General features: G+C 31.9%; 16 protein-coding genes. 11 read left to right on the forward strand and 5 right to left on the reverse strand.

The window, feature by feature from the left end; genetic code table 11:
- Positions 1 to 69 precede the first annotated feature (69 nt).
- Positions 70 to 642 carry a histidine phosphatase family protein gene (locus V5E38_RS04720; RefSeq protein WP_499212386.1) on the forward strand — a complete coding sequence of 191 codons (573 nt, stop codon included), beginning with the start codon at positions 70 to 72 and terminating at the stop codon, positions 640 to 642.
- Positions 643 to 703: 61 nt separating this feature from the next.
- The gene (locus V5E38_RS04725; protein WP_056468453.1) at positions 704 to 1,159 is read left to right on the forward strand and encodes a YlbF/YmcA family competence regulator; all 456 of its coding nucleotides are present in this window, start codon (positions 704 to 706) and stop codon (positions 1,157 to 1,159) included.
- Between the two features lie 53 nt (positions 1,160 to 1,212).
- Here V5E38_RS04725 and V5E38_RS04730 read toward each other — a convergent pair whose 3' ends face one another.
- Positions 1,213 to 1,530 carry a hypothetical protein gene (locus V5E38_RS04730; protein ID WP_499212387.1) on the reverse strand — a complete coding sequence of 106 codons (318 nt, stop codon included), beginning with the start codon at positions 1,528 to 1,530 and terminating at the stop codon, positions 1,213 to 1,215.
- A 100-nt stretch (positions 1,531 to 1,630) separates the two neighbouring features.
- Here V5E38_RS04730 and V5E38_RS04735 point away from each other — a divergent pair, with 100 nt between their 5' ends.
- Positions 1,631 to 1,903 (forward strand): YlbG family protein, encoded by a 273-nt coding sequence (locus V5E38_RS04735; RefSeq protein ID WP_499212388.1) that lies wholly within the window; start codon positions 1,631 to 1,633, stop codon positions 1,901 to 1,903.
- 157 nt (positions 1,904 to 2,060) lie between these two features.
- Here the strand turns inward: V5E38_RS04735 and V5E38_RS04740 are convergent, their stop codons facing one another.
- Positions 2,061 to 2,450, reverse strand: a complete 390-nt coding sequence (locus V5E38_RS04740; protein ID WP_097975637.1) for a DUF7147 family protein — start codon at positions 2,448 to 2,450, stop codon at positions 2,061 to 2,063.
- Between the two features lie 368 nt (positions 2,451 to 2,818).
- Here V5E38_RS04740 and rsmD point away from each other — a divergent pair, with 368 nt between their 5' ends.
- Both rsmD and coaD read left to right on the forward strand, forming a co-directional pair.
- Entirely contained in the window at positions 2,819 to 3,376 is a 558-nt protein-coding gene (gene rsmD / locus V5E38_RS04745; RefSeq protein WP_387324317.1) for a 16S rRNA (guanine(966)-N(2))-methyltransferase RsmD, read from the forward strand.
- A 17-nt stretch (positions 3,377 to 3,393) separates the two neighbouring features.
- Positions 3,394 to 3,885: a pantetheine-phosphate adenylyltransferase gene (gene coaD / locus V5E38_RS04750; RefSeq protein ID WP_499212389.1), complete on the forward strand. Its 492-nt coding sequence runs from the start codon at positions 3,394 to 3,396 to the stop codon at positions 3,883 to 3,885.
- A gap of 99 nt (positions 3,886 to 3,984) precedes the next feature.
- Here the strand turns inward: coaD and ylbJ are convergent, their stop codons facing one another.
- Complete coding sequence (gene ylbJ, locus V5E38_RS04755; RefSeq protein ID WP_499212390.1) at positions 3,985 to 5,241, reverse strand: sporulation integral membrane protein YlbJ; 1,257 nt, start codon at positions 5,239 to 5,241, stop codon at positions 3,985 to 3,987.
- A gap of 140 nt (positions 5,242 to 5,381) precedes the next feature.
- On the opposite strand from ylbJ, the gene V5E38_RS04760 reads away from it, so the two are divergent.
- Positions 5,382 to 6,188, forward strand: a complete 807-nt coding sequence (locus tag V5E38_RS04760; protein ID WP_387324325.1) for a patatin-like phospholipase family protein — start codon at positions 5,382 to 5,384, stop codon at positions 6,186 to 6,188.
- Positions 6,163 to 7,188 carry a YlbL family protein gene (locus tag V5E38_RS04765; protein WP_499212391.1) on the forward strand — a complete coding sequence of 342 codons (1,026 nt, stop codon included), beginning with the start codon at positions 6,163 to 6,165 and terminating at the stop codon, positions 7,186 to 7,188. Before V5E38_RS04760 ends, V5E38_RS04765 begins: the two co-directional genes overlap by 26 nt.
- A gap of 98 nt (positions 7,189 to 7,286) precedes the next feature.
- On the opposite strand, the gene V5E38_RS04770 is transcribed toward V5E38_RS04765, so the two are convergent.
- Positions 7,287 to 8,522: a tRNA(Met) cytidine acetate ligase gene (locus V5E38_RS04770; protein ID WP_499212392.1), complete on the reverse strand. Its 1,236-nt coding sequence runs from the start codon at positions 8,520 to 8,522 to the stop codon at positions 7,287 to 7,289.
- Between the two features lie 914 nt (positions 8,523 to 9,436).
- On the opposite strand from V5E38_RS04770, the gene V5E38_RS04775 reads away from it, so the two are divergent.
- The 4 genes from V5E38_RS04775 (at position 9,437) to V5E38_RS04790 (ending at position 11,773) form a co-directional block, all read left to right on the forward strand.
- Entirely contained in the window at positions 9,437 to 9,952 is a 516-nt protein-coding gene (locus V5E38_RS04775; protein WP_097975625.1) for a YceD family protein, read from the forward strand.
- Positions 9,953 to 10,007: 55 nt separating this feature from the next.
- Positions 10,008 to 10,181 (forward strand): 50S ribosomal protein L32, encoded by a 174-nt coding sequence (gene rpmF, locus V5E38_RS04780; RefSeq protein WP_025672195.1) that lies wholly within the window; start codon positions 10,008 to 10,010, stop codon positions 10,179 to 10,181.
- A 166-nt stretch (positions 10,182 to 10,347) separates the two neighbouring features.
- Entirely contained in the window at positions 10,348 to 11,115 is a 768-nt protein-coding gene (locus tag V5E38_RS04785; protein ID WP_499212393.1) for an enoyl-CoA hydratase/isomerase family protein, read from the forward strand.
- Positions 11,116 to 11,191: 76 nt separating this feature from the next.
- Entirely contained in the window at positions 11,192 to 11,773 is a 582-nt protein-coding gene (locus tag V5E38_RS04790; RefSeq protein ID WP_499212394.1) for an RsfA family transcriptional regulator, read from the forward strand.
- Positions 11,774 to 11,819: 46 nt separating this feature from the next.
- Here the strand turns inward: V5E38_RS04790 and V5E38_RS04795 are convergent, their stop codons facing one another.
- On the reverse strand, positions 11,820 to 12,233 hold the full coding sequence (locus tag V5E38_RS04795; RefSeq protein ID WP_248266466.1) for a GNAT family N-acetyltransferase: 414 nt from the start codon (positions 12,231 to 12,233) through the stop codon (positions 11,820 to 11,822).
- Between the last annotated feature and the right edge of the window lie 115 nt (positions 12,234 to 12,348).

Consider the following 12,348-nt stretch of genomic DNA (forward strand, 5'->3'; position numbering starts at 1 on the left):
TAATAATTCAATCTGTCATAGCTTTTTGCTACAATGAAGAAAGTAAGTTTTAAAAAAGGAGTAGTAGTTATGACAGAAATTTGTTTAGTAAGACATGGACAAACTGATTGGAATTTTAACAATATAATTCAAGGAAGAGAAGATATTCCTTTAAATATGGTAGGTAAACAACAGGCGAATGATAGTGCGTTGTTTTTAAGTGATCAAAAATGGGATCGGGTTATTACAAGTCCTTTGGTTAGGGCCAAACAAACTGCACAGGCAATTGCAGAGTTTTCTAAAATTGATGAGATTATAGAGGATGAACGATTTCTAGAAAGAGAATTTGGTGAAGCTAGTGGAAAACCTATTTCCGATGTTCATGAAAACATTTATAATAATAATGTAGAAGGAATGGAAACAAATGAAGAATTAATCGATCGAGCTTTTAGTGCATTAAAAGAAATTGCCCAAAATTATGAAGGTAAACGAATTGTAATTGTTGCACATTCTCATACGATTAAGGCAATTCTACATGCGATTGATCCTGAGAAAGTAAATTTTAGGACGAAATTAAAAAATGCTTGTGCAAATTTTATTGAATTTAAAGATGGTAAATGGAAGATAAATGAATTTAATATTTCTGATCACATAAAAGCTTAGGACAAGTTCTTTTATTTACGGAATTAAATGTGATATAGTTTATTCTTGGAGGTGTAAGGAAATGTATGCAACAATGGAAACCTTGCAACTTATAACAGTCTCAGAAGAACTTGCTTCAATGATCGTGCAATCGGATGTTGCAGATCAGTATCGAACTTCATATATTGCATTAAATAATGATAAAACTGCCCAAGAAATTATTAGTCGTTTTATGAAGACGAAGGATTTATATGAGGATGTTCAGCGATTTGGAAAATATCATCCTGATTATAAAGAAATTCGTAAAAAAATGAGTGAAGTTAAAAGAGAACTTCAATTAAACGATACAATCGCTGCTTTTAAGCAAGCTGAAGATCAGGTCCAATTACTTTTAGATGAGACTAGCTATTTAATTGCTCAAGCTGTTTCGCCTTCTGTAAAAGTTCCAGCGGGTAATCCATTCTTCGTAAATACAGGTGGAGGATGTAGTACTGGTGGATGTGGCACAGGTGGAAAGTGTGGATGTAAAACGAGGTAATAAATCATATTGAAAGGCTCATTATTTGATAATGAGTCTTTTTTTAGTAAAAGTCATTTTCTGAACCTAGTACAGTTAGCGCAATTATTTCCACAACAAAACATTTTTTTATTCGGAACGAAAAATCGATGTTTAAATACGAAATTATTATGTTCTTTACGAATAAATTCAACTCGGTAAATTAGTTTAAACTGTTCAGTAATGGTTCTTGCGCAATCAATCAGTAGTTTTTTGATCGCTTCTTCGGTTTGTTGTCGGTCGGTCTGAATATATAGAAAATTGGCACCGCAAATTTGTTTGTTTGAAAAGTGATTAATTTGTTTATAATTTGAAATACAGTTAAAAAATTGCTCCCAAACATCATCTAACATAATTTTCAATCCTTTCTAAAAACTATTTATGAAAGTTTCGTTGCAAAAGAAATTTGGGATATGATATTCTATTTCTAACGGATTTTTAAAGGAGAAAGCTATGTTCGTGCAAAGACAAGGTATTATTATTTATTTACAATCATTAAAACAAGCAAAAATGTTACGTAAATTTGGAAATATTCACTTTGTCTCTAAACGTTTGAAATACGTAGTCCTATATTGCAATATGGATGATATAGATCGAACAATAGAGAGATTGAAAAAATTTCATTTTGTGAAACGAATTGAATTGTCATATAAACCTTTTATTAAGACTGAGTACGAAAATTCAAAACCAGACGAAGCAAAGGAATATGATTATCAAGTAGATTAAAAACGATTGAATGGATAATTAATTTAGAAGGGGTAACCTATCTGAATTAAAAACCGTTCAATCGTTTTTCTTGTGGTATGGTTGAGAAACTATCCCTGATATTCTTTATACTTTATGAGAAAGATTAGAAAATAGTAAATCCTATTATCTAGTCTAGTTATTTCATTGGTGGAATTAAGTGATTTAAGCGTAAAATTCCGATAATATATTGATGGAATAAATCGTTTTCATGAAATGAGCTTGAGTGTCTAATTTGTAATGTGATGATTTCTTTGTTTAAGGTTGTAGCTAATTCTTCAAACAACACTTCACGTTTTGTAACTGAATCTTCTTTTAATGTAATTCCTTCTCTACAATAATATATTGGTTGGAATTCACCAATAGAAGTAGGGCTTAAGATAACAGCAAAAGAACAGCAGTTTGAGCCTTTATTTTCAGCTGTTAATTTAAGTAAAAATTTAACTCTATCTTTTTGCGATTTAGCAATTTCAAATAGTTCATATAAATCTGAGTATCCTTCTCCAATTTCAATCATGCGTTGGATCATGTGTGTTCCCCCTTAAAACGTAAATACTTTACGAGTAATTCAAACAAAGTATGGAAATAAATGCAACATTTATTCTACAGGATAAAGGCATAAAAAAAAACCCCGCATTTGCAGGGCCCCTCTTATTAAAGTGTAATCACTTAAAAGAAGGCAAAGGGAGAGGAGAAACCGGAGGAAGAACTTATGGGGAAACGTAAGTCTTCTCCGCGGTTGGCAACAACATCAACTGAGATGTTGTTAAAATTAATTATTTCCAAAGTGGATGATTTTATACATAAGTAGAAGAATATGGAAAGAAATGTTTTTGTTTTAGTGAAATTATGATAGGATATGTTCGTAAATTGAAATATATAGTAGGAGTAAATTAAATGAGAGTAGTGTCAGGAAAAAATAAAGGATTAAGTTTAAAGGCAGTACCTGGAATGAGTACTAGACCGACAACCGATAAAGTAAAAGAAGCAATGTTTAATATAATTGGACCTTACTTTGAAGGTGGTATTGTATTAGATTTATTCGGTGGTAGTGGTGGACTATCAATTGAGGCATTAAGTAGAGGGATTGAAAAAGCGATTATTGTAGACCGTGAAATGAAGGCGATTAAGACGATTAAAGAAAACTTAGCAACTTGTAATCTAACTGATTGTGCTGAAGTATATCGAAATGACGCTGAGAGAGCTGTTAAAGCGATTATTAAAAGAGAGATCCAATTTGATTTAATTATTTTAGATCCTCCTTATAAAAAGCAACAAATCGTATCATTAATTGAAACTTTTGATGAAAAAAATCTTCTTGCATCAGAAGGAACAATTTTAGTAGAACATGCTACAGATGTCGAATTACCTGAAAAAATAGGGAAATTTGTACGAACAAAATCAGAAAAATATGGAATTTGTGGCGTATCAGTGTATCATATTCGTATGGAGTAATTTTTAGGGGGTACAAGATGAAACGTATTGCTGTTTGTCCTGGGAGTTTTGATCCAATTACTTTAGGACATTTAGATATTATTAAACGTGGAGCAAGAGTGTTTGATGAAGTAATAGTTGTCGTATTAAATAACTCGGCCAAAAATTCTTTATTTACTTTAGAAGAAAGAAAAGAATTAATTACGGAAGCTACAAGTGCAATTCAAAATGTACGCGTTGATTCATTTAGTGGTCTATTAATGGATTATGCGAAAAAAATTAACGCCTCTGCAATATTAAGAGGCCTAAGAGCAGTATCAGACTTTGAATATGAAATGCAAATTACAGCAATGAACAAAAAATTAGTAGATGAAATTGACACATTTTTTGTAATGACAAATAATCAATATTCATTCCTAAGTTCTTCAATCGTAAAAGAAGTCGCGAAATATGGTGGAAATGTAAAAGACTTAGTACCAGAATGTGTAAATAGCGCATTAACAGAAAAATTTTTGAAACCTCAAGTTTAATGTAAGCTTAAGTATATATATAATTTATTAATGAGAAGACAACATAAAAGAAACCTCAAGTTTGTTTAAAACTGAGGTTTCTTTTTTTTATGAAAACGTTTAAGAAGATAACTTTTTTATATACAGTTTATAAATCAAGATAATTACATAAATGTAAAGAGAAATTAATGTTATAACTGAACCTGTTGAAATCAATGATTCCAGGTTTAACTGTTTCTCTGTAAAAATCTTTATAACAGGTAAAGTATTATTAGTAACATTAGAAGTTAACTGATTAAGATATAATGGCTTCCAAAAGATAATTGCCAAAATAGGTGCAATTCCAGATTGCAATAAACGACCGATTAAATAAGGTTTAATACTTAACTTCACTTCAGAAATAATACTTGCTACTTGGGCTTGTATTGAAAAACCACCAAATCCTAAAATAAAGCTAGTTAAAGCCACTTGCTGCAATAATGTACTATTGCCTAATTCACTGACTAATTTAGATCCTAGAGTAATTTCAAATAATCCAGATAAAAAAGGCGTAGATAAATTGTGATTAACCTTTAAATTTGAAAAGCAATATGCAATTATTTTTCCAACATTAGAGATAAATCCAATTTCAATTAAAAGCATATTAAGAACAGAAAAAACGATAATAAATCCACCGATCATTAATAATGTTTGTACGGAGGAAGCTATTGCGTCCCCTAATATTTTTCCAATCGGTCTTCTTTCACTTAATCTTTTTTCATGCATAACTTTAAAAGCGTATTTAAAGCGGTTAGAATGAATTCTTTCTTTACGAGAGTAGTTAGGTTGGTTTCTTCCGTAAAACCTCATAATGAGGCCTACAATAGCGTTAGATAAATAATGACTGAGTGCAAGTACGAGCCCAACTTTTGGGTTATGAAAAAAACCAACAGATATGGCAACAAAAATAAACAATGGGTTAGATGAATTTGTAAATGAATTAAGTCGTTCGGCTTCTAATTTTGTTAATTCCCCATCTTTATATAATTTTGCAGAAAGTTTCGCACCTGAAGGAAATCCTGAGGCCATTCCCATAGCCCAAACAAACGCCCCAACCCCCGGAACTCTAAATAAAGGTCTCATAACTGGCTCTAAAAATACACCAATAAATTGAACAATTCCAAAGCATATTAGAAGTTCACTTAAAATGAAAAAAGGAAGGAGCGAAGGAAATACGATTCCCCACCACATATTTAACCCTCTTATTGAACCTTTAAATGCTACCTCTGGATGCAAAATAATAGTTGATGTCAGAAATATGAGTAATAAAAAAATTAGTAAGGTAATGAAGTAATTTTTTTTCACATATAAACCTCCAAAGATAAACTTAAAAACCATATAGATTTTTGTCTAATTGTAGTAAGACCAATGAGTAGGAAATAAGATAGTAATATATGTATAAAAAAAACTTGTACAATTAAATATACGTTGCTGGAATTCAATTTTAGACCAAAGAGTTTAATTGGAGGGGAAACAACTTGGAACCGAAAATTGGTTTAGCATTAGGTTCAGGAGGTGCACGAGGATTTGCACATGTTGGTGTAATTTCCGTTTTAAAAAAGCATAATATTCCTATAGATCTGATTGCAGGCAGTAGTATAGGTGCTTTAGTTGCTGTTTTATACGGTGCTGGTGCGGATGTAGATCGTCTATATAAAATCGCAAAAGTATTTCAATCTAAATACTATATTGACTATGTTGTTCCAAAAATGGGTTTGATTTCCGGGAACAGAGTTAAAGAGTTGATTAAAGTACTATCATTTGGTAGAAAGCTTGAAGAATTAGATTTGCCAGTGTCTGTAATCGCTACAGATTTATTAACAGGAGAAAAAATTGTATTTCAAAAGGGAGATATTGCTACTGCAGTCCGTGGGAGTATTTCAATACCGGGAATTTTTGTACCAGAAACATGGAATGGAAGACTTTTAGTTGATGGTGGAGTCATCGATCGTATCCCCGTTTCAGTTGTCAAAGAGATGGGGGCTGATTTTATTATTGGAGTAGATGCTTCTCCTATTCAAGTAAGTGGTGAAGTTTCGACAATCTATGATGTGATTATGCAAAGTATTGAAATAATGCAGCATGAACTCGTGAGAAATAGAGAAATTGCTTCGAATGTTATGATAAGACCTAAATTAGACCATGTTAATTCTAGAAACTTTACTAACCTTGAAAATGTTATCAAAATAGGTGAAGAAGCTACAGAAAAATTAATTCCAGAAATTCTTGAAAAGATTGAGCAATGGAAGGAGAAAAATAGTGATAAAAAGGATCAGAATTCTTAATGTCCTATTAGTACTTGGTATTACGCTAATTCTTTTATATTTCATTCCATTACCATACTATGTAACAAAACCAGGCTTAGCCGAGCCTTTAAGGCCATATGTAAAAGTTGAAGGTGCAAAAAAAGATAAAGGTGAATTTATGCTAACGACCGTCGCAATGGGTAAGGCAAATGTCTATTCATATATTGGTACGAAAATTAATGACAATTACCATTTATACAAGATAGAAGAAATAAAAGTAAAAGGTGAAAGTGATGAAGATTATCAATTCCGCCAATTAAGATACATGGAAGAATCAAAGCAAGCTGCGATTTTAAACGCATATAAGCAGGCTAAAAAATCTTATAAAGTGACGGAAAACGGAATAGTAGTCGTATCTGTTTTAAAGGATATGCCAGCCCATAACGTATTAATGCTAGGTGACATTATCACTAAAATCGATGGGAAAGAAATTCGTACGATCAATGATTTTACCAATACTGTAAAAAGTAGAAATCCTGGTACAAATTTTAATTTAGAAGTAAGTAGAAAAGGGGAAATTAAATACTTTAATATTAAAACAGAAGCTTTTAAAGACGAACCGAATCGTGCTGGAATTGGTGTTTCTATTGCAGAAAATTTAAATCTAACTACAAATCCAAAAGTTAAAATAAATTCAGAAAAGATTGGTGGACCTTCAGCGGGACTGATGTTTGCACTAGAAATTTATGATCAATTAAAAGACGAAAGTTTAGCAAAAGGTCATGAAATAGCTGGAACTGGAACAATTGATAAAAATGGAGTCGTTGGACCGATAGGTGGTATATCTCAAAAAATAATTGCAGCATCTGATTCTGGAGCAGAGATTTTCTTTGCACCAAATGAGAATGGTAAAAAGAATTCTAACTATAATGAAGCTGTAAAAAGTGCAAAAAAGCATGACTTGAAAATGAAAATAATACCGATTGATACATATAACGAAGCAATTAATTATCTTGAAAAGTTAAAGACAAAAAAATAATTTCATTAGAATAGGTGTATGATAAAAAATGGCAGGATATAAGGGGGATATCCCTAAACCTGCCATTTTTTTAGTTTATACTATGTAGTTGAAACTACTTACGATCTACTAAATTGATTACTATTTTCATCATAAATAATTGGATACAGTGAATATTCGGTTTTTATTAATTTTTGTTGATTATGTAATGAAAGCATCGAAGCATAAGTATATGTTGCTTTCAAATCAGTACTTAGTTCTTTTTGATTTTGCTGATTAATAGTCGTGTAAATTGGTAATTCAATTAATTTTTTTTTGCTATTTAAATAAGTTTTTCCCATTGAACTCATACCAAGTAAACGGATATAAGGAACACAATCTTTCTCTAATATTGCTGACATTTCTTTTTTGGATGTATTTGTTAAGATATGTGTTAACAATCTTTGAATTCGAGTCCAAGTGTATCTCTTTGTTTTTATTGATGTCATTAACTCTTCAAAATTAAGACAGTTTAATACAGAATGTAATACCCTTCTTTCTAAACCTTCGACAGCTTCGTAAATTTCCTCAAGCTCTTCTTTAGTTGATGTCATTAATTTATATTTCAAAAATGGTAAATATTCATTCCAAGAATGAAGAACACCATACTCGTTTATGTAATCTTCAATTGAATCTTTAGTAAAGCTTGGAACAAAGTCAGAAATCGATTGATTTTCACCTTTTAGAATTTTTCTAATTGCTGTAGCGCTAGCGATACTATGATGATTGGTTTCTTCATCATGATAATTTGCAGCTATACGCTGAATCGTTCTACCTTCCATTCGACTATCAAAGTGTTCAATAGCTTCTAAATAATGTATTCCTAGAATATTATTTGGAAGTGAAACATCAAGCTTCGATGATTCAAGATTTTTTTGTAAAGCAGTACTATATGCAGCAGGATAACTTAGTCCTTCATCAAGAAAAGTACGTATACTTGTATTGATTGAAGAAGTAAGCTGCTTCTTTTGTTTGATTAACTCGTAAAATGTCTCAATTTTACCCTCTTCACTTCCAAAACAAACATAATCACATTTTAAAGAATCAAGAATTGAAATAGCGCCTTTGGCAAAGATGCTAGCGTGCTGAGTCGAATAGCTATAAGGTAATTCAATAACAAGATCTGCACCTGCTTGTAAAGCTAACTTTGTTCGTACATGCTTTGGAACGACTGCTGGCTCGCCTCTTTGTAAAAATTGACCACTCATTACCGCAATAACAACATCAGCATTTGTACTTTTTTTAGAACTAGTTAAATGAAAAGCATGTCCATTATGTAATGGGTTATACTCTACTACTACACCAACCGAACGCATAGAAATGCACCTCCAATATTTACTAATTTCACGAATTTATACATTAAGAATACCAGTTTTCAGAAATAATTCGCAACCTAGTGTGAATTGTATTGAATTTTATTGTGGAAAATAATATATTAGATAGGTTACATATAAGAAGCAAGGTCAAGGATTTAATGGGAAAGCTAGTAACCAAGTCTAAAACTTTTAGTGAATTTTTCGTCGTATGCTTGTCGGGATCTCAGTCAAAGAAGTATATTATGATGTCTAGCTCCCCAAGCTAGCTCTTCGGTAATATTCCATTAATCTTCGAAGTGGAAAGTGCGCCACTTCTTTTAGCTGAATGGAGATATTCCTAAAAAAGAAGCAGAAAGATGTCTAGCTCCGGCTCCTAACTCCTCGAGGTCATAAGCCAATTTTCGTCTAAGATTAAAGTGCAAATCTTAGCCAAAAATCCTCTTATGCTTGTCGGGAATTCAGTCAATGAAGTATGTGTGATGTCTAGTTCCACAAGCTAGCTCTTCGGTAATATTCCATTAATCTTCGAAGTGGAAAGTGCCCCACTTCTTCAGCTGAATGGAGATATTCCTAAAAAAGAAGCAGAAAGATGTCTAGCTCCGGCTCCTAACTCCTCGAGGTCATAAGCCAATTTTCGTCTAAGATTAAAGTGCAAATCTTAGCCAAAAATCGTCTTATGCTTGTCGGGAATTCAGTCAATGAAGTATGTATGATGTCTAGTTCCACAAGCTAGCTCTTCGGTAATATTCCATTAATCTTCGAAGTGGAAAGTGCGCCACTTCTTCAGCTGAATGGAGATATTCCCATCAGAGCTGGGCAAGCTTGTTCCACATTTCAATAGTGTAAAGAAAAAATATTGACAAGTGATTATAAAGAATATATAATTTTCATTGTTGCCTTGAGGTGGTTTATTTATGAAATGGTCAGTGCACCAGTTGCAGAAATTAAGACATAAAGGTTTAAATTTAGATGAGACAATTGATGTAAGTCAAATAAAGGAACGTAATACTGATATTCGAGAGGTTTCTCCAATTCGAGTTACTGGACGAGTTGATTTTGGAACGAACCGATATACGTTTCATTTAACAATAACTGGATATTTAATTTTACCTTGTGTAAGAACATTAGTTGATGTAAAATATCCTTTGTCGATTACCACAACAGAAACATTTTTTACAACATCTGAATGGAAAAGTGAAGATGAGAATTTTCACATCCTAGAGGGTGACGTGTTAGACTTAACCCCAGTGATTGAGGAATGTATCTTAGCCGAGATTCCAATGCAGGTTTTTGCAGAGGATGTTGAGGGGAAAGAAACAGCTCCAACGTCAGGAACAGATTGGGAAGTTAGGGAACATGTCGAAGTAGAGCAAAAAATTGACCCTCGACTTGCTGGTTTAGCAAAATTTTTTGACAAACAAGATAATTGAGAAGTACCGGATAACCGGCTTCATAACAAACACTCACTTTAAGGAGGTGGGATCAATGGCAGTACCTGCAAGAAGAACGTCCAAAACTGTAAAAAGAAAGCGTCGTACGCATTTTAAATTAGCGGTACCTGGAATGGTTGAATGCCCAAACTGTAGTGAATTAACATTAGCACACCGCGTATGTAAATCATGCGGACACTACAAAGGAAAACAAGTACTTAGCAAATAAGCTAGTCTTTGAATGAGCACATAGGAAACTATGTGCTTTTCCTTTTGCCTTTAAACGACTATGATTAATCCTCTAAAACCATGCTTCCTCTTACCTCTGCCCATTTCAATTTCTGTATAGTATAATAAAAACTAATAGGAAACTAGGTATAGAGAGAGGGATTCCAATGTCTGAAGTAATTAATTATCAAAGAGATGAAATAGATTATATATTTTTAAATAGGCCTAATTACGGGAATTGCATTGATGAAAATACGGTAGAAAAACTTTCTGAAATTATCCGAGAAATCCGAATGAAATCCCAAAGTAAACTAGTTGTATTAACTGGGGAAGGTATGAAATATTTTTGTACCGGTGGAGATTTAAACACAATTTTAAAGTTTAAAAATAATTTAAATGGATTGGAATCTTTTAATCTAAAAATGTGTGATGTGATTTATCAAATTGCTATGTTACCTCAAATTACAATCTGTTTTATTAACGGTTATGCTTTAGGTGGCGGCTGCGAACTGGCAAGTGCATTCGATTTTAGATACGCGAGTCACAATGCAAAAATAGGATTTATTCAAGGAAGAATGGGAATTCCAACCTCTTGGGGTGGAGGTACCGTGCTTCAAGAAAAAATGAGTCATCAAGATTGGATTACATTACTATCATCCTCAAATATTTACACCGCATTTCAAGCTAAAAAGATCGGCTTTATACATGAACTATCAAAAGATTTAACAAGTTTACATAATGAAAGCTTTATTAGTTTAGCTAGAGGTATTCCAGCACAAATTCATCATCAAAATAAAAAAATACTTATTCGTAAATGGACTGAGCAAAATCTTAAGAGAAGAATGGAAGAAGAAGTTATTTCTGCTATGCCACTTTGGTTTTCAGATGAACATATAAAAAATATCGAACAATTTACAAAAAAATTGGAAAAGTAATCTTCTACCTTCATTTTTTTGTGCATATGAATTAGTAAAATCTGCTTATTGCATAAGAAATTGGAGGGGATTGCAAATGGTTGCAAATCGCCAGGATGCATGGACAAAAGATGAAGATAACTACTTAGCTGAAGTAGTTTTAAAAACGATAAATGAAGGGTCAACTCAATTAATGGCATTTAAAGTAGTAGCAAAGAACTTATCAAGGACTGCTGCTGCTTGCGGTTACCGATGGAATTCTTATGTTAGAAAGTTCTACAAAGAAGAAATTGAAAAAGCAAAAAATAGTAGTAAAAAACTAGCTGTTCCCACAAATGAGGTAGAACCAAAGCACGATTCGGAAATAATTACGAATGAGATTCACGAAGAAGCTACAATAGAAAAAGTCCATTCCGAAATAACCTTTGAGTCAGTATATAAATTCCTTGAATATTTGAGATTAAAAGTTGATGCTAGTGGACGAATTAAAGATATACAATCTTTAGAAAAAAAGCTATTAAAATATAAACAAGAAAATGAACAATTGAAAATTGAAAAACAACAACTAGTTGAAAAACTAAATGAGCTCCAAAGTGAATATGAACATTTATTTGATTTTTTAGATCAAAAACGAAAAATAGTAAATGTTAGTTCTAAAAATGACACGAAGGTAAAATAAAATGAAAAACTCAACATCTCCTATAGGAGTGTTGAGTTTTTTGTCTTTATTTATTTTCAGGTTTCCAAATGACAAATTCAGAATCTGCCTCAATGAAACCTTGTTTTTTCCAAAATTCATTTGAATTTGCTCTTGGTATCGTTTTAATTGTTTTCTTAAAGGATTTAGCGAAATTTACTAATTCTTTTCCGTACCCATTCTTTTGATAATAAGGTAGAACTTCCATTTTATTAATTTCAATTATTTCTTCATTATTTTCACTATGTGTATATAAACTCATTCGGGCAATAAGTGCCTTACCTAAGTATATACCATAGAAAGGAGATTGAAACTCGTTATCAATTAAATTTGATTCAAGATCTTCAAGCATTGATAGCTCTTGTAAACCGTAACCGGAAAATTGCTGAAATTGTTCAAGTGTTTTAAAATTTATTTGTAAACGTTCTATCTTGATGTTCAAAAAAGCTCCCCCTTAAAAAGAATGTAAATTTTTAATATTTTAAATATAATTATATCGTACAATTAAATTTAAAAAAAGATAGATTCGGTGTAAATTTATTATCACAAAGATAATA

It is taken from the genome of Rossellomorea sp. GAMAL-10_SWC (genome assembly GCF_049568075.1).
Lineage (GTDB): Bacteria > Bacillota > Bacilli > Bacillales > Bacillaceae_G > Gottfriedia.